General features: G+C 50.7%; 22 protein-coding genes. 13 read left to right on the top strand and 9 right to left on the bottom strand.

Features of this window, described 5'->3' with window-relative positions; translation table 11 throughout:
* Window positions 1-25 precede the first annotated feature (25 nt).
* The 10 genes from LRL22_RS06695 to wecC all read left to right on the top strand — a co-directional run bounded on the left by LRL22_RS06695 (window position 26) and on the right by wecC (window position 8,407).
* Complete coding sequence (locus tag LRL22_RS06695) at window positions 26-1,723, top strand: asparagine synthase-related protein (RefSeq protein WP_270905006.1); 1,698 nt, start codon at window positions 26-28, stop codon at window positions 1,721-1,723.
* Window positions 1,724-1,817: 94 nt separating this feature from the next.
* The gene (locus tag LRL22_RS06700) at window positions 1,818-2,045 is read left to right on the top strand and encodes a hypothetical protein (protein WP_270905007.1); all 228 of its coding nucleotides are present in this window, start codon (window positions 1,818-1,820) and stop codon (window positions 2,043-2,045) included.
* Between the two features lie 42 nt (window positions 2,046-2,087).
* Complete coding sequence (locus LRL22_RS20440) at window positions 2,088-2,204, top strand: methyltransferase domain-containing protein (protein ID WP_219925286.1); 117 nt, start codon at window positions 2,088-2,090, stop codon at window positions 2,202-2,204.
* Window positions 2,205-2,606: 402 nt separating this feature from the next.
* Window positions 2,607-3,584: a TDP-N-acetylfucosamine:lipid II N-acetylfucosaminyltransferase gene (locus LRL22_RS06705; protein ID WP_270905008.1), complete on the top strand. Its 978-nt coding sequence runs from the start codon at window positions 2,607-2,609 to the stop codon at window positions 3,582-3,584.
* Window positions 3,585-3,776: 192 nt separating this feature from the next.
* Window positions 3,777-4,658, top strand: a complete 882-nt coding sequence (locus tag LRL22_RS06710; RefSeq protein ID WP_270905009.1) for a methionyl-tRNA formyltransferase — start codon at window positions 3,777-3,779, stop codon at window positions 4,656-4,658.
* Window positions 4,655-5,794, top strand: a complete 1,140-nt coding sequence (rffA, locus tag LRL22_RS06715; RefSeq protein WP_270905010.1) for a dTDP-4-amino-4,6-dideoxygalactose transaminase — start codon at window positions 4,655-4,657, stop codon at window positions 5,792-5,794. The genes LRL22_RS06710 and rffA overlap by 4 nt, the downstream gene beginning before the upstream one ends.
* A 156-nt stretch (window positions 5,795-5,950) precedes the next feature.
* Window positions 5,951-6,535 (top strand): non-hydrolyzing UDP-N-acetylglucosamine 2-epimerase, encoded by a 585-nt coding sequence (gene wecB / locus LRL22_RS20405; protein WP_336296637.1) that lies wholly within the window; start codon window positions 5,951-5,953, stop codon window positions 6,533-6,535.
* A gap of 40 nt (window positions 6,536-6,575) precedes the next feature.
* Window positions 6,576-6,761 (top strand): hypothetical protein, encoded by a 186-nt coding sequence (locus tag LRL22_RS20410; RefSeq protein ID WP_336296639.1) that lies wholly within the window; start codon window positions 6,576-6,578, stop codon window positions 6,759-6,761.
* Window positions 6,712-7,077, top strand: coding sequence for a UDP-N-acetylglucosamine 2-epimerase (locus LRL22_RS20415; RefSeq protein ID WP_336296638.1), 366 nt, complete (start codon window positions 6,712-6,714; stop codon window positions 7,075-7,077). Before LRL22_RS20410 ends, LRL22_RS20415 begins: the two co-directional genes overlap by 50 nt.
* Window positions 7,078-7,162: 85 nt before the next feature.
* A complete protein-coding gene (wecC, locus tag LRL22_RS06725; protein ID WP_270905011.1) occupies window positions 7,163-8,407 on the top strand; it encodes a UDP-N-acetyl-D-mannosamine dehydrogenase in 1,245 nt (414 codons plus the stop codon).
* A 108-nt stretch (window positions 8,408-8,515) separates the two neighbouring features.
* Here the strand turns inward: wecC and asnB are convergent, their stop codons facing one another.
* The 8 genes from asnB to LRL22_RS06765 form a co-directional block, all read right to left on the bottom strand.
* A complete protein-coding gene (gene asnB / locus LRL22_RS06730) occupies window positions 8,516-10,381 on the bottom strand; it encodes an asparagine synthase (glutamine-hydrolyzing) (RefSeq protein WP_270905012.1) in 1,866 nt (621 codons plus the stop codon).
* A 164-nt stretch (window positions 10,382-10,545) separates the two neighbouring features.
* The gene (locus tag LRL22_RS06735) at window positions 10,546-11,469 is read right to left on the bottom strand and encodes a class I SAM-dependent methyltransferase (RefSeq protein WP_270905013.1); all 924 of its coding nucleotides are present in this window, start codon (window positions 11,467-11,469) and stop codon (window positions 10,546-10,548) included.
* Window positions 11,470-11,490: 21 nt separating this feature from the next.
* Window positions 11,491-12,624, bottom strand: a complete 1,134-nt coding sequence (pseC, locus tag LRL22_RS06740) for a UDP-4-amino-4,6-dideoxy-N-acetyl-beta-L-altrosamine transaminase (protein WP_270905014.1) — start codon at window positions 12,622-12,624, stop codon at window positions 11,491-11,493.
* A complete protein-coding gene (pseB, locus tag LRL22_RS06745; RefSeq protein ID WP_167572082.1) occupies window positions 12,621-13,625 on the bottom strand; it encodes a UDP-N-acetylglucosamine 4,6-dehydratase (inverting) in 1,005 nt (334 codons plus the stop codon). Before pseB ends, pseC begins: the two co-directional genes overlap by 4 nt.
* 144 nt (window positions 13,626-13,769) lie before the next feature.
* The gene (locus tag LRL22_RS06750; RefSeq protein ID WP_270905015.1) at window positions 13,770-14,591 is read right to left on the bottom strand and encodes a cobalamin-binding protein; all 822 of its coding nucleotides are present in this window, start codon (window positions 14,589-14,591) and stop codon (window positions 13,770-13,772) included.
* On the bottom strand, window positions 14,584-15,546 hold the full coding sequence (locus LRL22_RS06755; protein ID WP_270905016.1) for a cobalamin biosynthesis protein CobD/CbiB: 963 nt from the start codon (window positions 15,544-15,546) through the stop codon (window positions 14,584-14,586). The genes LRL22_RS06750 and LRL22_RS06755 overlap by 8 nt, the downstream gene beginning before the upstream one ends.
* Window positions 15,543-16,235, bottom strand: a complete 693-nt coding sequence (gene mtnN / locus LRL22_RS06760; RefSeq protein ID WP_270905017.1) for a 5'-methylthioadenosine/S-adenosylhomocysteine nucleosidase — start codon at window positions 16,233-16,235, stop codon at window positions 15,543-15,545. Before mtnN ends, LRL22_RS06755 begins: the two co-directional genes overlap by 4 nt.
* Window positions 16,236-16,404: 169 nt before the next feature.
* On the bottom strand, window positions 16,405-17,337 hold the full coding sequence (locus LRL22_RS06765) for a ZIP family metal transporter (protein WP_270905018.1): 933 nt from the start codon (window positions 17,335-17,337) through the stop codon (window positions 16,405-16,407).
* A gap of 388 nt (window positions 17,338-17,725) precedes the next feature.
* On the opposite strand from LRL22_RS06765, the gene LRL22_RS06770 reads away from it, so the two are divergent.
* Complete coding sequence (locus LRL22_RS06770; RefSeq protein ID WP_270905019.1) at window positions 17,726-19,357, top strand: methyl-accepting chemotaxis protein; 1,632 nt, start codon at window positions 17,726-17,728, stop codon at window positions 19,355-19,357.
* Between the two features lie 406 nt (window positions 19,358-19,763).
* On the opposite strand, the gene suhB is transcribed toward LRL22_RS06770, so the two are convergent.
* Window positions 19,764-20,567, bottom strand: coding sequence for an inositol-1-monophosphatase (gene suhB / locus LRL22_RS06775; RefSeq protein ID WP_005352992.1), 804 nt, complete (start codon window positions 20,565-20,567; stop codon window positions 19,764-19,766).
* A gap of 199 nt (window positions 20,568-20,766) precedes the next feature.
* Between suhB and LRL22_RS06780 the strand changes: the two genes are divergently transcribed.
* Together LRL22_RS06780 and LRL22_RS06785 are read left to right on the top strand one after the other, a co-directional pair.
* On the top strand, window positions 20,767-21,222 hold the full coding sequence (locus LRL22_RS06780; RefSeq protein WP_058056647.1) for a hypothetical protein: 456 nt from the start codon (window positions 20,767-20,769) through the stop codon (window positions 21,220-21,222).
* A gap of 168 nt (window positions 21,223-21,390) precedes the next feature.
* Window positions 21,391-22,053 carry a glutathione S-transferase family protein gene (locus LRL22_RS06785; RefSeq protein WP_005333923.1) on the top strand — a complete coding sequence of 221 codons (663 nt, stop codon included), beginning with the start codon at window positions 21,391-21,393 and terminating at the stop codon, window positions 22,051-22,053.
* Window positions 22,054-22,141 lie beyond the last annotated feature (88 nt).

Raw genomic sequence — 22,141 nt, forward strand, 5'->3', positions numbered from 1 at the left:
ATCTATTGCCAATAATGAGCCCATTATGCCTGGATTGTTCGGTCATATAAAAAAACACCATACAAATACAGACGAGTTAAGTCGTATTATTCGTATGCAAGAAAAACTATACCCAGTTACTGTTGAGCATGAATATCAGGATGAGAGACTAGCAGCCGTCAGGTGCTTTGCATTCTATGAAAAAATGACGCATCAAGACGAATCAGGTTGGCTGAACATCTGGGTTGAGGGTTGCATATATAACCTGGCAGAGACGGCTCATCATTATCAGCGACAATTTCATGATCTAAATCATGCTCTAATTTGGGGCTACCAAAATCAGGTTCTTGCCGAGATGCTTGCCAGCCTTGATGGAATATTTTGTGCTGTGCTATATGATCGTCATAAAAAAAAGCTAGTCCTGATATCGGATAGAAATGGTATGCGAGGCCTATTTTTTTACCATAAAAATGGCTATTTTGCATGGGCAAGTGAAATAAAAGCATTTCTGCCAATGGTTTTTTTTGAAAAAGAACTAAATACACAAGCGCTATCCTGTTTTATGGACTTGGGGTATCTGGTCGGTGATATTAGCTATTTCGAAGGAGTAAGCTTATTACCCCCAGCCACACTGCTGACTTACGACATAGATGCCGATAAACTGCACAGCTACCACTATTGGTCCTGGGCTGATATAAAACAGCGTAATCTATCATTCGATGATGCTGTGGATGCTTTAGGTGAAATTGTCGAACGAGCTGTTGGACGCCGAGTGGACTTAACAGAGTCTTTGGTATTTCCAATCAGTGGTGGACTGGATTCAAGGATGCTATTAGCGGCAACACACCGTGCACATCCTGACTATCAAGGTCGCTGTTATACCTTCGGGACGAAAGCTTGCGCAGATATAGTGTTGGCGCAGCAGGTAACAGATATAGTCAAGTGGCCACATGTGATCCATGAGCTCACACCGGATAATTGGTTTGAAAAAAGAATTCCGACAATTTTGTTGACCGATGGTCTATTGGATATGCAACATATGCATGGCTGTGAATTTGTTGATGATATTACCAAGCAGGGGCGTTTTGTTATAAATGGTTATTCTGGTGATGCCATTTTGGGTCCAAGTTTTTTGCATACTGACACCACTAACCAACGAATCAATAAAGGTATTGCGGAAAAATATTATGGACAATATGTTCATTTAGCCGATATTGAATCATCGTTCTATGATATTCCGCATGTTGAGCCAAATCTCTTGATGAATCGGGTCAGACGGTTTACCAATATGGGAACTTTGGCTTCATCGCCCTGGCTGGAACATAAAAAGCCATTTTTAGATAATGAGCTGATCGAGTTTGTATTCAGCATTAATGATGAGTATCGACTTGAAAATAAACTATATTCAACGATGTTGCTTAATCAATTTCCTGAGTTTTATAAGACTATTCCGTGGCAAAAAACAGGTAGAACAATAAATAATAATCCAGAGGTTGTAATGCCTTTGTGTGCCACTGAGAACTATACCGATTATATTAGCTGGATAAGAGAGCCTGATATCGCTGTCAAGATCGATAGGATACTAAATTCACCAACCGCTTTATATCGGAATTTCATTGATGAAGATTGGCATGAAATGTATCTTGTGCCACATTTGAAGAAAAATCTGAATCGAAGCAATAAAATACTTCGAGCCGTAACAATTGAATTATTCTTGCAAAACATCTTCCAGTATCCAGAATAGCTACTAAATCATGTCAAGTAAGAACGAACAATTCCTCAGAGAGCATTTTTACGAAGAGTCGTTAATCAATTTTTGCCTTAGGAACGAAAAATACTTGGATGATGTCATTAATTCCTGGTCTGATTTTGAAAATGATCTCAATGGACGTTGGCGTGATCTAGAACATTTTGGGGATGTTCATGGTTGTATTCTTGGCATGGCCGCCGGAGTCGGTTCATTTTTCTTTCGTAGTTTGAATCTGGGGTATAATGTTTGCGGTGTTGAACCAGAAAGCTGGAAACTTGAATGTATCAAGATGCGAATTGAAGAAGAGCAAAATTAATCTGAGTTTAAAGATAGAATTAAATATGGTCTTGATGAAAAACTGTACTTCGAGGACAATACGTTCGATGTAGTGACTACATATCAGACACTTGAGCATGTTCAGGATGTTGCCGCTTGTATTGATGAATTGATACGGGTGGCCAAGCCAGGTGGTTGAATTATAATTCAAGCACCATACTATTGTGGCCTTTTTGAACCTCATTATTTGTTACCGCTTTTGCCAAGGTTGAACTAGCTGATGGCAAAATTCTTTCTGAAGGTTATCAATAGGCCAACAACAGGATTAAAGACACTTAATTTAATAACAAGTAAAAAAATCACATCACTATATTAGTGAGAAATATCTAGGGTTGGAAGTGAGCGATGTCAGAAAATGTCATCATAATAAAAATGTGAAGTTAGTTGTTGATAAATATCATTTGCCCGAGTTCTTCGTGAGGAACTGCTTTAGGTTTTGTAAATGGTTAAAATCATTCCGTCGGTGCGAAGACATGTATCTGGTCATCAAAATGTTGTGAGGTAAGTTATGATTTTGCATGTCATGATAATGGAAAAATTTATGCCACCATTCATTGATTTCATGATTGAGCATTTTGATATCAGGCAGCATCGGTTTGTTTTTATCACCAGTCCTAAGTATCAATATGGTTTGCAACCTCATCACCCAGTCGAGTTTTTGTATCGTGATGAAGATTTTGTAACCCTTGCCTCCTATTTTTATGTGGCGGAAAAAATAATACTGCACGGTCTATGGCGGCAAAAGGTGAATGATCTTCTCGTGCAAAATAAAAGCTGGCTTGACAAATCTTTCTGGGTAATGTGGGGGGGGGATTTTTATTATTATGACCAATATTCACTTAACCATAGAAAAGTCATAAATAATGTAGCTGGGTTAATATCATATGTTCCTGGAGATATTGAAATTGTCAGGAAAAGATATATGGCTCGTGGCAATAGTTATTCTTGTTTCTTTTACCCAAGTAATGTTTATTGTGGGCCGATGTATGACCCTCATAGCGATTGTGACGGCGACGCTCAGTCACTGAATGTCATGCTTGGGCACTCCGGCGTTGTAGAAAATAATCATGCGTACTGGATTAAATACTTTGCAGATATTAAAAATGTGACTGTTTTTTCTCCTTTGGCTTACCCTAAAAATTCTGACTATGTGACAGAGGTGATCGCTATTGGTGATGCGATCCTCGGGGAACGGTTTAATCCAATGCTGGATTTCTTCTCAAGAGAAAAGTATGAACATTTTTTGAATGGAATTGATTTTGCGATTATGCCTTCTTGGCGTCAGCATGGTATGGGAAATATTATTTCTCTACTTGGACGAGGTATCCCGGTAGCTATGCATGCAGAGACTACATCAAGACAGTTTTTTATTTGTATGGGGGTTGATGTTTTTTCAGTTGAGCAGATTAATGCGGCTTTACTAAGCATTGGCTATCAATCACAGAATGCTAAAATCATACACGATTATTTTACTGTTAATCAGTTGGTTAATGATTGGCGTGCGATTTTTAATGGCTAGCTTTCCAAGTGTCATCTATAGTCGATTGGGGTGAATTATAATATGAATCTTAATTTAGAGGTAACAATCGATGATGATTAATTGGATGGCTCGCTTGAGATAATGCAACGTTATGTTAGTGATCATGTGCTTTCTGTGTCTGTGAAAGTCGTTTTTAGTCTGATGAACTGAGTTTTATAAAAGGTTTTTCATATGTATTTAGCCTCATCAAATAAAGTAAAAATTCTGGCTGCAGGGTTAAAAGGATTGAGGGCAATACAAGGGGTAAAGGAAAAAACTGATGATGTTTTTGTTGTTATAGGCAAAGATGTTCATGTTAAAAATGATTTTTCGGGAGAGATTGAATTATTTTGTAAAAAGGAAGGGATTCAATATTCGTATGATATGTCTGATGGTGATAATGATTTTGGGCTTGCTATAGCTGCAGGATGGCAACGGATGATTTATGACATGCCATCGTCAGCGCTAATAGTGTTTCATGACTCATTGTTGCCTAGATATAGAGGATTTAACCCTTTGGTTACGGCTTTATTGAATAAAGATCGTTTTATAGGGGTGACAGCATTAAGTGCGGCTGATAAATATGATTGTGGTGATATAATCCATCAATTAAAAATACCTGTCGAGTATCCGATTTTAATTGAGAATGCCATTGGTAAAGTTGGTGACGCTTATTATGTTGTCGCAAAAACAATATACGACTTATTCATTAGGAATGAATTAAAAGGTACACCTCAGGACGAAGCGTTGGCTACGTATAGTTTATGGAGAGACAGTGATGATTACGCCATTAATTGGAGTATGGATGCTGAACAAATACAGTTGCTAGTAAACAGCGTTGGATATCCCTATCTTGGTGCATCTACAAGTGTTAATGGTGAGTTAATTAGAGTGAAAAGTGCTACTTTAGTTAAAGATCTCATCATTGAAAACCGAGCACCTGGGAAGATAATTTATTTTGATGGTAATATGCCAGTTGTTGTTTGTGGTAAAGGCCTTCTGCGATTAGATTGTTTAGAGACAAACGATGGTGATTTAATGGTGATTACAAAACTCAGAACGAGATTCAAATGAATATGGTGCCATTTAACAAACCCTATTTGCATGGCCGTGAGTTGGTCTATATTGCTGAATCAGTTGCCAGCGGCAAGATATCGGGTGATGGTGTGTTCACTCGTAAATGTCACAATTATTTGGAGTCGCGTTATGACTTTGGCAAAGTACTGCTGACCACTTCCTGTACCGATGCCTTGGAAATGGCTGCGATTTTGCTCAATATTAAATCTGGTGATGAGGTGATTGCACCAAGTTATACATTTGTTTCCACGGTCAATGCGTTTGTCCTGCGTGGAGCCAAAATTGTCTTTGCGGATTCTTATCCCGAACATCCGAACATTGACCCGAAGCAAATTGAAGCGCTGATTACTCCCAGAACACGCGCGATCGTGGTTGTTCACTATGCCGGTGTGGCCTGTGATATGGATGCGATCATGTCAGTGGCTGGGCGATATAAGATCCCAGTCGTTGAGGATGCAGCCCAAGCGATCGACTCGTTTTATAAATCACGCCCATTGGGCAGCATCGGTTGTCTATCTACATTTTCATTCCACGAGACCAAAAACATTATTTCCGGTGAAGGTGGTCTACTGGTTATCAATAATAAGCAGTATATACAGCGTGCTGAGATAATTCGCGAGAAGGGAACTAACCGTAGCTCGTTCTTTCGTGGCGAGGTTGATAAATACGGTTGGGTCGATATTGGCTCATCTTTTTTACCCTCCGATATCATTGCCGCCTATCTGTATGCGCAGTTGGAGCAGTTGGACGCAATCCAAAGACGTCGGCTTGAAATATGGCATCGCTATCTGCAGGCATTGACACCCGTGGTCGGCGCTTATGGGATTAAATTGCCATCAATCCCTGACTATGCCACCAACAATGCGCACATGTTTTACCTGGACTGTGCCAGCCTTCAACAGCGTAGTCAGTTAATTCAATATCTGGAATTAGCCGGGATTAAAGCCGTTTTTCATTACCAATCTTTGCATCGCAGCTCTTATTTTCAGGGACTGCATGATGGTCGTTCACTGCCCAATGCGGATCATTTCACCGATTCAATCGTTCGTTTGCCGATGTATTTCGATTTGTCGAATGATGAAGTCGATTTTGTCTGTGCGCAAATTATCAGCTGTCTCAATCAAGCCGGCTAGTGGCCGGTTTCGCGGCACCGAAATCATTTTCGTTCCATGTCGGCTGTTGGCGGCGATTAATTTGTTCTCATGGCATTAAAAGCGGAGCCTAATCGCGCCATTCATTTGCAGGTTCTTATACGCTAGCGACTGTTGGCAGCTTGTTTGGAGTAAACGATGTCTTCAGCTCAGCGCGTGCTGATCGCGATTGGGACTCGTTGGGTGCCCATCGGGATGGCTCCTGTTGTCAAGGCGTTCCGCAGTCATCTCGGTGTTGAGATCGCTGTCTGTGTTACCGGGCAGCATCGCCAGATGCTGGATCAAGTGCTCGCCCTGTTTGATATTCGACCCGAATTCGATCTGGATATCATGACCCCGGGTCAGGATCTCAATGATGTTACTGCGGCCATTCTCGTCGGCCTCAAGCCGGTTTTTGCCGCTTTTCAACCCACTCGAGTGTTGGTTCACGGGGATACGGTGACGTCCTTTGCTACCACTCTGTGCGCTTATTATCATCGTATCCCGGTCGGGCATGTCGAAGCTGGGTTACGGACTGGCAATCTCTCTTCTCCCTGGCCGGAAGAGGGAATGCGCCGCTTGACTGGCGGCATTGCGGACCAGCACTACACGCCCATCGAGAGCAGCCGTCAGAATCTGTTGCGTGAGAATATTCCAGCACAAAACATCTTCGTCACCGGTAATTCCGTAATCGATGCTTTGCTGGAGATCTCCGATAAGATAGGACACGGCATTGCAGCTTAGCCTGAGTCAGCGGTTTGCGTTCCTCGATGGCCGCAAGCGGATGTTGCTGGTGACAAGCCTCCGTCGGGAAAATCACGGGGAAAGTTTCGAGCTGATTTGTCGCGCCTTGAGGCAGCTGGCAACCAGAGATGATGTGCCGATTATGTATCCGGTCCATCTCAATCCCAATGTGCTGGATGTGGTACAGCGCAATCTGGGGGGCGGTGGCCAATATCTTCCTGATTGAACCGCAGGATTATCTTGCCTTTGTCTATCTGATGAAATGCAGCTATCTGATTTTGACCGACTCGGGTGGCATTCAGGAGGAGGCTCCTACCTTAGGAAAGCCGGTCCTGTGCATGCGTGATACCACCGAGCGGCCAACAGCGGTCTCGGCCGGCACCGTCTATCTGGTGGGCACTGACGAGCACGCAATTGTGGCCAAAACCTGCCAGCTGCTGGATAACGAACCAGCCTATCAGGCCATGAGTCTGGCCATGAATCCCTATGGCGATGGCAAAACCAGCGAGCGGATTGTCGAGGCCGTACTGGGTTGCGCTTGATGGCATGAGATTCGCTAGGTGTCTTCACTCTCTTAAAACAACACAGCGGTCATGGCCGCATCGAAGTATCTGGAGCCGTAGCAGTATGAAATTTAACAGCGTATCCATCATCGGACTGGGCTATATTGGCCTGCCCACGGCGGCGATCATTGCCAGTAACGGAATTCGGGTACTCGGTTTCGATGTGAATGCCCATGCGGTGGATACGATCAACCATGGCAAAATTCATATTGTTGAACCCGGGCTCGAGGATCTGGTACGCACGGCGGTGGAAGCTGGCTACTTGAGTGCTCATTCCACCCCGCAGCCTGCCGATGTCTTTCTGGTGGCGGTACCGACGCCGTTTAAAGGTGAGAATCGCGAGCCGGATCTGCGCTTTATTCGGGAGGCGGCGGAGAGTCTGGCGCCCTGTCTTGAACCGGGCAATCTGGTGATCCTGGAGTCCACCTCACCGGTTGGAACGACCGAGCTGATAGCCTCCTGGTTGGCTGAGTCGCGTCCCGACTTGACGTTTCCGCACACGGTCAAGCCGGGGGCATGTCCTGATGTGTTGGTGGCTTATTGTCCTGAGAGGGTTTTGCCTGGTCATGTAGTTCGTGAATTGGTTGATAATGATCGAATCATCGGTGGCTTGGATGCCGCTAGTACTGAAGCAGCCATGGCGTTTTATCGTCTTTTTGTGAAAAATGGAGAGTGCATTGCCACATCAGCGCGCACTGCTGAGATGAGCAAGCTGGCGGAAAACTCCTTTCGTGATGTCAATATTGCCTTTGCCAATGAACTATCGCTGATTTGCGACCGGCAGGGGATCGATGTGTGGGAGTTGATCTCTTTGGCAAATCGCCATCCGCGGGTGAATATTTTGCAACCCGGCTGCGGTGTTGGCGGCCATTGCATCGCGGTAGATCCTTGGTTTCTCGTCAATCAGAATCCGGATCTGGCGAAACTGATCCAGCAGGCCAGACTGGTGAATGATTACAAACCTCTCTATGTGGTTGAGCAAATCGAGAAGGCGTTACCTGAACAGTCCAGCCGCCGGATTGCCTGTCTGGGCTTGTCCTTCAAGCCGAACATCGATGATTTGCGTGAAAGTCCGGCCTTGAACATCACGCGTATTCTGGCTCGTTGTACCCAGAATGAAATTCTGGTGGTTGAACCGCATATTTTCGCATTGCCGCTCGAGTTATCTGGCCTAAAGAATGTCCAGTTGGTGACGTTGGAGCAGGCGCTCGACCAGGCCGATGTGGTCGTGCAGTTGGTGAAACATAACCAATTCTCCGATGTGGCTACTACGTGTGTAAAGCAGGTCAGGTATATGAAGTTTTGTTGAGGGGGGGGCGATAAAGAATGAACATCTTTGTTATTTTTTATCTCTTACTTTCTGTGATTAGAAGGCAGAAGGCCATGATAGTTTGTTGACCTATCAAGGCCTTTTTATTTATTCAATATGAATATGTCGATAATCTTCATGCCGGACAAAAATCCGACCATATACTTCTAGTGCCAATAAGCGGAATTTCAATAATGGATTGGCCGCATAAAAGTCTTTTAGCATACGAAGAGACATCCCGGTAAATTCCATAGCATAGCCATTCTCGAATATTCGTTCAATTGGCTGAATATATTCATCCATAGGGACCGGAAAACCAGCTTTGGGGCGGTAAATGACGCTATCTGGTAGATAACGTTCAGCCAGTTTTTTTAATAAATATTTACCGTCTTTTCGGAAGCGTCGATGAATTTTTAGATTGAGAGGTATATTCATCGAAAAGTCAATGATGTCTTTGGTTAGAAATGGTACCCGGCCTTCAATTGAGTTGGCCATCAATATTCTATCAGTTCTATGTAATATGCTACCTAGATGACCATAATAGTTAAAGTGGATCGCGCTCAGCATATGTTTTTCGAACTCAGAGGTTATCAGAGTATTATATTTTTCATGAATAATCGCTAGGCGTTTCCAATTGGAGAAATCTTGGCTCTCGAACAGGAAAGATCGCATTATCAGGTCATTAGACATATCAAAATAGCCTAGACCCAGCGGCATGTAATTTGTGATATCTTTCAGGGTGAATTGTTCAAACCCACTACGCAATGTTTTCGCGTAATCACCTGAAAGCCGCGTTAGCAGCGATTTTTTGCTAGCAAATATTCTGGCCAGTCGATATTGCTTCATCTGGCGTTGATGCCACGAATAACCGCCAAATAATTCATCTGCGCCTTCACCCGATAACATGACCTTTATGCCATTGCAGTGAGCTTTGCTGGCGATGCAGTGCAGGCTGACATCGTTGGGATGATAAATGGGTAAATCAGAAATATAGGTCAGGTATGGAAAAGCAGACCAATATTTTTCGGCCGTCATTTTTTCGTAAATAATATTCTTGCCCAGATGTTTGGATACCATCTCGGCATATTCTTCTTCCCCGCCGCCGCCATCCACGCCGGCATGATAGAGGTCGAGTGGCGCCGCTTGGGATGCAATGGCGGAGATCAGGCTAGAGTCCACTCCGCCGCTACAGAGGGTAGCCAGCGGCGCATCGCTGACCAGATGGGAGTTAACATTGTTAACCACCAGCTTTTCCAGCTCATCCACAAGGCTGGAAAGGGATTGCGTTTTGCGCCGTTGAAAGACACTGTTATCGATAAAAAATAATGGATTGGCAAAGGCACTTAATTGAGACTTGGCTTGGTAGCACGAATAAGTGAGCTGGGTACCGCCCTCGAGGATCGTGACATTCTGATGCGGCAGGTTGCTATCTTGAAACGCTCCTACCCGGATTTGATCCTTTAATTTTTCCCGCGAGATTACATAATCAAGGCTTTTGATTTCGGAAGCAATTTCGATGGCATCGTCGGTTTCGATATAATACAGCGGTTTAATTCCACTGATATCGCGAGCGACAATCAGTTCTTGCGTTACAAAATTCATATATGCAAACGCAAACATACCATCCAGTTTGGCAATCGCGCTGGTTCCCATTCTATTTAGCAGCTCAAACAACACCTCGGTATCAGAGGTGGTTTGCAATTCGATATCTGTAAGATATTGTGTGGCTAATTCCCTGTAATTATAAATTTCGCCATTAAAAACCAGCATGGCGCGGTCATTTTTATAGGGTTGTGCCGCGGCGTTACGTGTGTCGAGGATGGCGAGTCTGGTGTGTCCCATTACGACATTTTTTCGATAGACGACTTGCTGGCAATCCGGGCCTCGGTGCTTTAATAACGTCGTTTTATCTTCATAACGCGTATTTGGCTGAACATCTTCTGATTTATAGAGTTTGCAGTAAATTCCACACATATGATTTCCGCCTGATTCCGTTACGTCTGCTTTTTAAAAAGCATCCCTGAAATACCCTTGGCTGTGGTTCGTAGGCTCGCACGATCCTGTGAGGTTATCGAGCCTGATGCGTTCAACAATCACTGAACGACACCTCAGGCAGAATACGACCGCCCGGACAGGTATTATTGTGCTAATCCGTCATCGTTATTCTTAATCAATGCAAAACTCAGGCACTCAGCGATATCCATCGTCAAATAAAGCACTCGGTAGTTATATTCCACGCAAAACTCATGCACCGCTTCGATGACGCCATAGCGATATTGAGTGCGCCAATTGCCCTGCATATAGTCATGTCCGGCAATAATGCCGGTTGATTTTACTTTTCTGGCACAGGCTCGGAGCTCATCTCGGGTTAATTCATAACTGTGGGTGGTATCGATATATACCCAATCGAAGGTCTGATCCGGGAAACTCTCCAGTGCCTCCAGCGAAGGTTTGCGGTGAATGGTCACCTCTCCGCGCTGTCGTTGCTGCTGAAAATGGTTGTTCACACTCAGGTACAACTCTTCGCCGTAGCGATCCGAACCCCATATGTCCACCAGATGTAGCTGCGCCGGAGCACAGATATCCATGATCTGGCGACTAAAATCACCCGCCGCCACGCCCAGTTCGGCTACGACGCCCTGGGTGGGTAACTTCTCGAGCAGAGCCAATCGATTGGTCAACAAGGTTGTGCCCTCGATATGCTGCTGCAGCAGGGGGATCTTCGGCAGCATATCCTCGCGTTTGGAACGCTCTGCTTGCAGGGCATTCTCATATTCGCGACTGGTCTGCAGTATCTCGTCACACTCTACGACGGGGGTGCCCGGCTCGATTCCATAACTTACCAGCGTCTGGTTGATCTCGCTGACAAAAGAGCTGGCGATCAAGATTTTGTCGAATTGGACGCCTGAAAGCTGACTGGGGTGATATACCGGCTTGTTCATCCAGTACGAGCCCTGTTTGGCTGGGTCACTATCGACAAAGCCAAGGAGCGTATAGTTCAATGCCAAGGCCGGTAAGAAATGCAGCGCTTGGGTCGAGGTTCCGTAGATCAGAATGTGCATAAGGCGCTCCGCGGATCGAGATCAGATCATTGACAACAAATGGGCGTGAATGAGGTCTTGCTGGGCAGAGCTCAAGCTTGGAAAAAGCGGCAAGGTGATGGCACTGGCATAGAACTGTTCGGCCTGCGGCAATGATGTTTGCTGTTTGTGCTGATACCAAGACTGCTTGTAGATTGGCATATAGTGCACGTTGGCCCCAATCCCATGATCCCGTAGTAGCTGGAATAGGTTAAAGCGTTGTTCGGGTGCCACATGATGTACATACAGGTGAAATGCGCTGCGTCGTTCTTCGCCGAAGTAACGGCGCAGACGCTCAGGAGACAAAGTTTCAAAGTAACGACGGGCAATCTCGCCTCGCTTGGCGATCCAGCTTTCCAGATTCTGTATCTGGCTCAATCCCAGTGCTGCCTGAATATCCGTCATGCGGTAGTTGAAGCCGAGCATCTGCTGCTCATAGTACCAAGGGCCATCCGGCTCATTGATAAAGTCTTCCGGTTCACGGGTGATGCCGTGGCTGCGGAGCATGCGCATCGTCTTGGCAAGCGCAGGGCTGTTGGTCATGGCCATCCCCCCTTCACCGGTGGTGATGATCTTCACCGGGTGGAAGCTGAAGACGGTGATGTCGCTGTAGCGGCCGTTGCCGGTGGGTTCATCGTGATAGCGAGCCCCTAGGGCGTGACAGGCATCTTCGATGATCCGAAAGCCATATTCTTGCCCCAACCGATGGATCTCTTTCATATCGCAGGGGAGGCCGGCAAAGTGCACCGGTATGACCACCTTGGGTAGTTTCCCTTCCGCCTTGGCGGCAATCAGCTTCCTCTCCAGTTCCACTGCGCACATGTTCCCTGTATCGGGTTCAATGTCGACGAAATCGACTTGTGCCCCGCAATAGAGAGCGCAATTGGCCGATGCCACAAAGCTGATGGGCGATGTCCAGACCCAATCCCCGTGGCCGACGCCCAGCGCCATACAGGCGATATGGAGTGCAGCAGTACCTGAATTGACCGCCACCCCGAATTTAGCTCCACAGTAGTCGGCAACCGCTTGCTCGAAGCGGGGAACGACCGGCCCTTGGGTCAGGAAGTCGGACTTGAGAACTTCCACGACAGCATCGATATCTGCCTGGCTGATAGATTGACGGCCGTAGGGGATCATTCTGCTACCTTGCTCTGGTTCATCTTCTGCAGCTGTTCAATGGAGAAAAAGTCAGGGTTGCTTCGAGAGTTGTATTCAAATCCCTGCTCGACCATCTTTCCTTTTTCGCCCGCAGCTGTCTTGGAGAAGTCGTTGTTGCGATTATTGAAGTTGATTGTTGGGCCGATCACGAAGAAGTCATCAAATTCAAAGGTGTGATAAGAGTCATCGGCAGGACACATCACTTCATGGAGCTTCTCTCCCGGACGAATGCCGATGATCTTGTGTGGCAGGTTTGGTGCCATGGCACTGGCCAAATCTGTGATGCGAACAGATGGCAATTTGGGAACGAATATTTCCCCCCCCTTCATCCGCCCAAAATTATCCAGGACGAAATCCACCCCTTGTTGCAAGGTGATCCAGAAACGAGTCATCTCTTCATGGGTGATGGGCAAGGCATCAATACCCTGATCAATCAGCTTTTGGAAGAAGGGAACAACAGAACCGCGGGAACCAACGACGTTGCCGTACCGAACGACTGCAAAACGGGTGGGGTCTTGCCCCGCAATGTTGTTGGCCGCCACGAAGAGTTTGTCTGATGCGAGCTTGGTGGCGCCATAGAGATTGATCGGATTGGCGGCTTTGTCAGTGGAGAGGGCGATAACCTTTTTGACTTGATTGAGCAAGGCTGCCTGGATGACGTTCTCAGCACCATGGATATTGGTTTTGATGCACTCCATGGGGTTGTATTCAGCGGCGGGCACTTGCTTGAGTGCTGCTGCATGAACCACGTAATCCACACCGCGCATTGCCATAGTAAGGCGGTTGGCGTCTCTGACATCCCCAATGAAATAGCGCATGCAGGGGTCGTTGAACTCTTGCTGCATCTCGAACTGCTTCAGCTCGTCGCGAGAATAGATGATAAGGCGTTTGGGTTTATAACGTTCCAGTACTGTCTTGACCAATCGCTGGCCAAACGAGCCAGTGCCACCAGTTATGAGTAGCGTTTTATCGTTGAACATTGTGGGCATCTCGTCTCAAAAACAGTAGATGAATCATATGCTAGCAAATAAAGTACCAGCTTTTTCTGTAAAGAGTGTGATCAATTCATAAAAACGGTTTTAAAGCCAAGGGCATCACTCAGGTCTTGGTCTCTTTGGCTTTTGTTACTTTCTGATCGCCCTACATATATCTTCCACTGCATTGAGGGCTCTTGGGGTGAATCGGTGCAGCTCATCGGAGTTGACCAGCATCAGTCGGTGATGTTTCACCGCATCAAGGTTTGGCCACTGCTGCCAGTGACGCAGGGCGTCAGGATCTTGACTCCCAGCCAGGATCAGAGCGGGGTTGGCCCTGATGACCTGTTCAATATTCACCTGAGGATAGGGTGTTCTGGCATTGCTCATGACGTTGACTCCACCGCAGAGCTCGATGGCCTGAGCAGGCCAGGCGTTACCGCTCACGCTGGTGAGCGGCGGGTACCAGAGCTGGTAGAACACTTTGACGCCGGTTGGTTGGCCATAGCGCTGTTGCAGGGAATGCAGGCGTGCCAGATAGCGATCGGCGGCTTCGTTGGCGCTCTTTTCCACCCCCAGTAATTTGCCCAGCGCCCGCATCTCGGTCGCCAGCGAGGCAAAATCGGTGGGCTCAGAGTAGAAAACCGGGATCCCGAGCTGTGCCAGCGGGGCCAGCATCCGTGATTGAGCCGAGTGCCAGCCGAGAATGAGATCCGGCTTTTGCGCCAGCACTGCCTCGACGTTGATACTGCGATAATTCGCTATCTTTGGCTTGGTTTTGACCTCGGGGGGATAGTCGGAGGCATCGTCGATGGCCACCAGTTTGTCGCCGGCGCCAATCTCGTAGAGCAGTTCGGTCAGGTGGGGAACAACACTCACCACCCGGGTCGGCGTGGCGGCCAGCAGGGCACCGGGCAACCAGGCCAGCAGCACGCAGGGCAGCCAGACAGGCAAGCGCAACACTCTACCCATGAAATAACCCCGCTACCGTGACAACCAGCGCCAGTATCAACCAGCCCCAGCCGCACCCTTGCAGAATGTTGAGCACCTTGCGCGGTGTCTCGCTATCTGGCTCAGCACCAGTGCCGATGACTGGCCAGCGCTGGAGAGCCCCCTGATAGTAGCGAGGGCCACCAAGACGGATCCGGCACTTGTCTACCAGCAGAGTGAGCAGCATCCCCATGGCGGGATAGGGCCAGAGCGCGCCACTTCGCAGCAGCTGTGCGGCCTGTTTGAGACGGCTTGCCAGCAGTGGCAGCCCCAGCAGCAAAATGACGGAGGCATTGAGCCCCTGATAGAGCGCGCTGGCGGCGCGACCAAAGTGGTCGAAGGCGGGATCTTTGCGACTCCAGCACTGATTCATCAGCTGCACCAGCCGCCAGAGCAGGGCGCCCTGTACGCCAGCCAAAGCATATCCCAGCAGCGGGCCAGCCCATTGGCCGACCATACGCAGGGCGCAGCTCTCCGTCACCGCTTTGGCGAGCCCCATGGCCGAGAGTTTGCCTGTCTCCCGCTTGAGCCAGGGAGTGGCCTGCAATCTCGCCAGCGGCAGGGTCTCCTGCGTGGCGAGCGATCGGGTGGCATGGGCGAGTTCGCGCAGTGGACGAGATTCGATCATCAACAGCAGAAACAGCAGGTCAAACAGCGGCTCGCTCAAGGCCAGATTGCGCAACGACCAGAGCCCGGCGGCGCAGGGCACCCAGACTACCAGCATTGCCAGCAGGCCGGCCTGCATTTGCTGGCCGGGTGAACCATCGGGTCTGTGTACCTTGTGCCCCAGCCTGGTCAGCAGGGGCGTCACGGCCGAAAGACGCAGATGGGATGGCCACGGGATCACCGCCTCCAGCAGGGCAGCACCTACCAGAATGGCCGCCGTCGTCGAGAGGAAGGCGTCGGCCATCAAATCAAGCGAGCTGATTTCGATCACAGCTTGCCGAGCATCTTGATGATCACTTCGGCGGAGTGCTTGCCGGCCACTTCGATGAAGGCATCGAAGGATTCAACCTGCTCCTTGCCGGCGATATCGGACATGGCGCGTACCACCAGATAGGGCACTTTGAACATGTGGCACACCTGACCGATGGCAGCACCTTCCATCTCGACCGCCAGCATCTGCGGGAAGTTGGCGCGAGCCTTGGCGATGGCGTCCGGTTTGCACATGAACTGATCGCCGGTACAGATAAGGCCAACCTTGGTCTGGTGCTTGCCCTGCTCGGCGATGCAATCCTGAGCGACCGCGATGAGATTCTCGTCGCAGGGGAAGGCGGCGGGTTGCTGCGCCATCTGGCCCATCTCGTAACCAAAGGCGGTCACATCGACATCGTGGAAACGCATCTCGCTGGCGATCACCACATCACCGATGTGCAGGTCCTGGGCAAAGCCGCCCGCAGAGCCGGTATTGATGACGCAGTCGGGGGCGAATTTTTCCAGCAGCAGGCTGGTGGCCACGCTGGCGGCGACCTTACCGATACCGGAGCGGGTCAGGATCACCTCTTTGCCTGCCAGCCTCCCTTGATAGAACTCGCAGCCGCCCAGTTGCAGGGTGGTGGGGTTGCTCATCTGGCTGCGCAGCAGGGCCACTTCTTGCTCCATGGCGCCGATAATACCTACTTTCATTGCTGACCTCGTCTTGATAGCCGTGTGGCTGAATTTAAGTTGCTGTAGATCATAACAAAAGATGGCGTCGGCGCCGAGAGGCACAAGCGAAAGGAGAGATGAAACGCGGCGCTCCATATGGGAGCGCCGCAGGCGACAAAAAGCATTGATGAGAGAGGAGAGAGAGCCTTTAGCCGAGCGCGGTGTCGAGGGTCATCATCAGGGCAAAGCCCGCCATCAGGCCGAGGGTAGCATAGGTCTGGTGACCGTTGCGGTGGGTCTCCGGGATCACCTCGTGCGAGACCACAAACAGCATGGCGCCGGCGGCGAGCCCAAGTCCGATGGGGTAGGCGATGGCAAGGCCGCTGGAGAGTCCCACCCCGAGCAGGGCGCCAACCGGTTCGAGCAGGCCGCTGGCGATGGCAACCAGCACCGCCACCGAGGGGCGAAAACCGGCGGCGCACATGGCCAGTGCCACCGCCAGTCCTTCCGGAATATCCTGCAGTGCGATGGCGGTGGTGAGCGGCAGCCCCACCGACATATCCCCCTGCGAGAAGCTCACCCCGATGGCCATCCCCTCCGGCAGATTGTGCAGGGCGATGGCAAAGACGAACAGCCAGACCCGGGAGCAGCTCTCATGGCCGGGGCCGCAGGGGCCGGTTTTGTCATGCTCGTGCGGGGTGAACTGATCCAGCCCCAGCATCAACAGCACCCCGAGGGTCATGCCGACCACCACCACGGCGGCGGCGCTAAAGCCGTTGCCGGCAATCCCCTCGGCGGCCTCCAGCCCCGGCAGCAGCAGGGAGAAGGCACTGGCCGCCAGCATCATACCGGCGGCAAAGCCCAGCATGGTGTCCTCTACCTTTTGCGGTACCGAGCGCAGAAACAGGGCGGGCAGGGCGCCGATGGCGGTGGCGGCAAACCCGGCGGCACCACCGATCAGGCCATAGCGCACGCCGCTGGTCACCTCGCCGGTAGCGAGCATGATGAGACTCTGCAACAGCAGCAGCAAGACGGCAGCCAGCGCGATAAAGAGACCGAGGGCGGTGAGTGGCCGCGCCTGCAGTTGTTCACGCAGCTGGGCAGGCCAGGTTGAAGCAGGCAGATACGAGCTGTTATCCATAAACAGGGCCTCTTGTTACAGCAAATGGTTACAACGAAGGGGGATGGCGCTCCGCCATCGGGTCATGTTGGTCATTACAACGAGTTGATGGTCTCTTGTCCATGCCACTGCCTCGATTGCATTTATCGGTTAACTATTTGAAATGATTTGGTCGCTATAAATATTTTGTGATGAATGTCGGGTTGTGAAGGAAACCAGCTTGCATTCATTTGGTGAAATCCGGTGAAGGATTAGGCGATATTGTGATAGAGTGCGCGCCTCGCGAAATCGTCCTTCCCCCCGCTTTCGCAACCTTCCATCTCCCGTCAGGAATGGCCGGGATCAGCTCATACGGATGTGATCGCTACTGTTTACCTGCTTGTCAGCAGTTGAGGATCAACAGCCAATCATGTTTTACAAGAATCTCTCCATCGGCAAAAAGATTGCCGTGGTTTTTGCGGTTATTGCCGCAGTCAACGTTGTCTTCGGTGTTTTTCTCTCCAATGAATTGCGCGGCGTGCGCGATCGGGTGCTGAATTTTACCGACTCCACTTTGCCGAGCGTGCTCTCGGTCGAAACCCTGCTCTACGACGTCTCTTATGTACGTCGGGCCCAGTTTGCCCTGCTGATGGTGGATGATGCCGCCGACTTGCAGGCCCGTCGTGGCCGTATTCAGGAGAATATTCGCAAAGTTGACGAGGCATTTCGTGCCTACGAGGCGACTGTGGGTGCCGACAACGAGCGCCAAGTGTTTAACCAAGCCAAACAACAGTGGCTCACTTATCAACGTTCGGTAAACGAGTTTGATATGCTGCTGGTGCAGGGTCAGCACGAGCAGGCCAAAACCCAGCTGTTTGCTTCCAACCCGCTCTTCGGGGCACTGGAGCAGGCGGTCAACTCGCTGATCCAGGTGAACCTCGGTTTCGTCAAAGAAAACCGCAGCAGCTTGCTTGGCAGCGTCAGCATGGTGACCACCTTCGCCATGGTGAGCATCGGTGCTCTGTTGATTTTCATGGTGGCCATGACCTGGTTCCTGACCCGCCAGATCTGCCTGCCGCTGCAAGCGGTAGTGGCTCAGGCCAACGCCATTGCAGCCGGCGATCTGACTCATCAGCTGGAGCGTCAGCATATTGGCCGCGACGAGCTGGGCATGCTGGCCAAAGCCTCTCTCAAGATGCAGGACAACCTGCGCGGTCTGATTGAAGAGGTAGTGGCTGCGGTTACCCAGTTGGGTGCAGCGATTGACGAAGTGAGTGCGGTTTCCGAACAGTCTGCCAAGGGTATTCAGAGCCAGCAGCAAGAGATTTCGCTGGTGGCGACGGCCATGACCCAGATGAAGGCGACCGTTGCTGATGTGGCGGGCAATACAGAGCACACCTCTGAGTCTGCCAGTGCAGCTAATACTTTGGCCCGCAAAGGCAACCAGGATGTGCAGCGTTCGCTGGTGGCCATCACCCGTGTGGCTGAAGAGATTGAGCAGGCCGGTACGCTGGTGACCGAGCTGGAGCGCGAATCTGCCCAGATCAACGTAGTGGTGGATGTGATCCGCGGCATCGCCGAGCAGACCAATCTGCTGGCCCTCAATGCGGCCATCGAAGCAGCCCGCGCTGGCGAGCAAGGCCGTGGCTTTGCCGTGGTGGCCGACGAGGTGCGCACCCTGGCGGGTCGTACCCAGGCCTCGACCGGCGAGATCGTGGCCATCATCGAAACCCTGCAGGCGCGTGCCAATCAGGCGAAAGAGGTGACAGGGCTGAGCTGTGACATGATCCGCCAGTGTGTGGATCAGAGCGAGCAGACCAGCAACGGCATTCAGCAGATTGAAGAGGCGGTAGCCCAGATTGCCGACATGGCGATCCAGATTGCCAGCGCCTGTGGTGAGCAGGATGCGGTGTCTGATGAGCTGGGTCGCAATGTTGAGCGGATCAACGAATCCGCCAATGAGGTGGCGCAGGGGGCGGATCATACTGCCCGTGCCTGTCTGGAGCTGAGCCAGCTGGCGGTGGGTTTGAAGCAGACCATCGGTCGCTTCCGCCTTGCCTGATAAAGGGGCTGGCGTACGCCGACTTCTTCATTCATAAAAGTCGGGGCGCTTTACATGCCCTCACGACACCCGGCCATGTCCCGGGTGTTTTTGTATCTGGCGATAGGGACGAGGCCAGATGGTCGGGGTTCTTCGCAAGGGGATGAAGGTCAGGGCAACAAACAGGGGGCAGATGATTATCCCGGCCTGTGCGCGGTGATATTCAAGAAGGTTGGTTAAAGCGTATTTGTTAACGAGAGAAGGGCGACGAACGGTTTTGGGGGTGGGGAACGGGGCGAGCGGTTGGGGTGTGCGCTACGGGGAAGAAGAGCATAAGCAGTTGGTTGGAATGCCCGAACAGGGCATATCGCAGCAATAAAAAAACCGGCTTGCACCGGTTTTGTTATCTGTCTGCTCGAAGGCTGGCTTATTTCGCCAAGGACTCCGGCAGCTCTTCACGGATCTTGCCCAGCATCTCTTTCAGGACGCGCGGGTTGGCAACCACGATGTTGCCGGAGTTTTCGTAGTTGTGACCACCTACGAAGTCGGTGACGATGGCGCCAGCTTCTTTGGCCAGCAGTTCACCGGCAGCGGTGTCCCAGGGTTTCAGGCCGATTTCCCAGAAACCGTCGACGCGACCGGCAGCCACGTAGGCCAGATCCAGTGCGGCAGAGCCGGAGCGACGGATGTCGGCACATTCGATGAACATGCTCTGGAACATCTTCAGGTAGGACTCGATGTGGTGCTTTTGCTTATAGGGGAAACCTGTGGCCAGTACGGTGCCAGCCAGCTCTTTGGCTTTCCCGACACGGATACGGTAGCCGTTTAGCTGGGCGCCGCTACCACGGGTAGCAGTAAACAGTTCGTCACGGATGGGATCGTAAACAACGGCTTGTTCGGTTTTGCCTTTCACACGCAGGGCGATGGAAACGGCAAAGTGCGGAATGCCTTTTACAAGGTTGGTCGTGCCATCCAGTGGGTCAATGATCCATTGGTAGTCCGGATTGGTACCGGCAATCTCACCAGACTCTTCAGCAACAATGCTGTGCTCCGGGTAAGATTTTTTGATGGTGTGAATGATGGCCGCTTCGGCTTCACGGTCAACGTTGGTCACGAAGTCATTGCTGCCTTTTTGGATAGCCTCAATGTTCTCAGGCTGGGAGAAGGCTTTTACTACAACTTGACCGGCGTTGCGCGCAGCGCGCACGGCGATATTCAGCATCGGATGCATAGGTTCACCACTGGATGTTAAAGAACGGGGGATAAAAGGACGCGGTATGATACCAGTATTTTGTGCGATGGCAACTGTTATCCCCCTACGACCAATTGATTACCACTGCCAGATTTGACGGCTCCAATATAGACCAGATCTGCGCTAGTCTTATCCCAGCAGCCGGATACAGGCTGTCATGAGCATAGGGATGTGAACCATGAATTTGTCATTAGTGAGTCAAAATGTGTCTACTGCCAGCGAGGGACTGTTGGCCATCTTGCGGTCATCACCCGAGTATGGTGATCACTTTGCCCACATCACCGTGACCCCCCTGGCCCAGTGGCAACCGGCCAAGACGGAGGCGGCGATCCTACTGATCGACGGCGATGCGCCCTGGCAGGATGCCGGATTTGCCCGGGGAGAGGATGAGACGATCGGTTTGCCGGTCTTGCCGCTGTTGATCCGCAAGGGAGACAAGGAGCTGACGGTCTGCGGGCCGGATGTGCGTGACCCCCGTTTCTATTTTGTCTCAAACGGCATCGTGCTGGATGAGTCGGAGCTGGCCGAGCCTGCCTGCAGCCGGGTGCTGTTGCGCAAGCTGGAGTCCTACTTCCCGCTGCTTTCCCGCCTGATCATGCTGCGCCAGCGCAAGCCGGTTGCCATGATCAACTAATATCTACCATTGCCAGAGCGCACCAGCGGCGCACCGTGGCCTTGTTTGGCCTACGGTGCGCCGCTTTTTAATGGTCTGGAGCCGGTCACTTGTTGCAAGATGAGGCGGCTATGGTGTTGCACCCTGTTCCAACCGTGCAATCTGGCTATGACCAACAAGGAGTGAATCATGATCGACTTTTACACCGCCGCGACCCCCAATGGTTTCAAAGTGGCGATCGCCCTCGAAGAGCTGGGATTGCCTTATCGGGTCATTCCTCTCGATCTCTCAGCACTGGATCAGAAGAAGCCCGAGTTTCTCGCCATCAACCCAAATGGCCGTATTCCGGCTATCGTCGATCGGGATAACGACGATTTCGCCGTATTCGAGTCGGGCGCCATCCTCATCTATCTGGCGGAGAAAGCGGGCAAGTTGCTGCCCGCTGATCCCAAACGCCGCTCTCAGGCCATTCAGTGGTTGATGTTCCAGATGGGCGGGGTAGGGCCCATGATGGGGCAGGCTAACGTCTTCTACCGCTATTTCCCCGAGAAGATCCCCGCCGCCATCGAACGTTACCAGAAGGAGGGGCGCCGTCTGTTCGAGGTGCTCGACAGCCATCTGGCCCATCACGAATATCTGGCGGACGAGTACAGCATCGCCGATATCGCCACCTGGCCCTGGGTGCGTATTTATGACTGGAGCGGTATCTCCATCGAGGGGTTACCCCATCTGCAAGCCTGGATGGATCGCATGGCAGAGAAACCTGCCTGCCAGAAGGGGATCACCATACCGCCGCGCAAGGAGCAGCCCGATGAGCTGATCAAGCAGGCACAACAGATGGTAACACGTTGATTTTTAACTGCCGACGGGGCGTGCTGCCCCGTAATATTAGAAAAACTAAGGCAAGCCGATTATAAAGATTCGTTCGTTTTTTGTGAGC

The organism is Aeromonas sp. PI_26 (assembly GCF_027854445.1).
Classification (GTDB): domain Bacteria; phylum Pseudomonadota; class Gammaproteobacteria; order Enterobacterales; family Aeromonadaceae; genus Aeromonas; species Aeromonas veronii.

What these genes read in the sequence shown, in the direction of transcription:
- LRL22_RS06695 (WP_270905006.1), top strand. Translation starts at nt 26, where the DNA reads ATGCCTGGATTGTTCGGTCATATAAAAAAACACCATACAAATACAGAC.
- LRL22_RS06705 (WP_270905008.1), top strand. Translation starts at nt 2,607, where the DNA reads ATGCCACCATTCATTGATTTCATGATTGAGCATTTTGATATCAGGCAG.
- LRL22_RS06710 (WP_270905009.1), top strand. Translation starts at nt 3,777, where the DNA reads ATGTATTTAGCCTCATCAAATAAAGTAAAAATTCTGGCTGCAGGGTTA.
- rffA (WP_270905010.1), top strand. Translation starts at nt 4,655, where the DNA reads ATGAATATGGTGCCATTTAACAAACCCTATTTGCATGGCCGTGAGTTG.
- wecB (WP_336296637.1), top strand. Translation starts at nt 5,951, where the DNA reads ATGTCTTCAGCTCAGCGCGTGCTGATCGCGATTGGGACTCGTTGGGTG.
- LRL22_RS20410 (WP_336296639.1), top strand. Translation starts at nt 6,576, where the DNA reads ATGTTGCTGGTGACAAGCCTCCGTCGGGAAAATCACGGGGAAAGTTTC.
- LRL22_RS20415 (WP_336296638.1), top strand. Translation starts at nt 6,712, where the DNA reads ATGTGGTACAGCGCAATCTGGGGGGCGGTGGCCAATATCTTCCTGATT.
- wecC (WP_270905011.1), top strand. Translation starts at nt 7,163, where the DNA reads ATGAAATTTAACAGCGTATCCATCATCGGACTGGGCTATATTGGCCTG.
- asnB (WP_270905012.1), bottom strand. Translation starts at nt 10,381, where the DNA reads ATGTGTGGAATTTACTGCAAACTCTATAAATCAGAAGATGTTCAGCCA.
- LRL22_RS06735 (WP_270905013.1), bottom strand. Translation starts at nt 11,469, where the DNA reads ATGCACATTCTGATCTACGGAACCTCGACCCAAGCGCTGCATTTCTTA.
- pseC (WP_270905014.1), bottom strand. Translation starts at nt 12,624, where the DNA reads ATGATCCCCTACGGCCGTCAATCTATCAGCCAGGCAGATATCGATGCT.
- pseB (WP_167572082.1), bottom strand. Translation starts at nt 13,625, where the DNA reads ATGTTCAACGATAAAACGCTACTCATAACTGGTGGCACTGGCTCGTTT.
- LRL22_RS06750 (WP_270905015.1), bottom strand. Translation starts at nt 14,591, where the DNA reads ATGGGTAGAGTGTTGCGCTTGCCTGTCTGGCTGCCCTGCGTGCTGCTG.
- mtnN (WP_270905017.1), bottom strand. Translation starts at nt 16,235, where the DNA reads ATGAAAGTAGGTATTATCGGCGCCATGGAGCAAGAAGTGGCCCTGCTG.
- LRL22_RS06765 (WP_270905018.1), bottom strand. Translation starts at nt 17,337, where the DNA reads ATGGATAACAGCTCGTATCTGCCTGCTTCAACCTGGCCTGCCCAGCTG.
- LRL22_RS06770 (WP_270905019.1), top strand. Translation starts at nt 17,726, where the DNA reads ATGTTTTACAAGAATCTCTCCATCGGCAAAAAGATTGCCGTGGTTTTT.
- suhB (WP_005352992.1), bottom strand. Translation starts at nt 20,567, where the DNA reads ATGCATCCGATGCTGAATATCGCCGTGCGCGCTGCGCGCAACGCCGGT.
- LRL22_RS06780 (WP_058056647.1), top strand. Translation starts at nt 20,767, where the DNA reads ATGAATTTGTCATTAGTGAGTCAAAATGTGTCTACTGCCAGCGAGGGA.
- LRL22_RS06785 (WP_005333923.1), top strand. Translation starts at nt 21,391, where the DNA reads ATGATCGACTTTTACACCGCCGCGACCCCCAATGGTTTCAAAGTGGCG.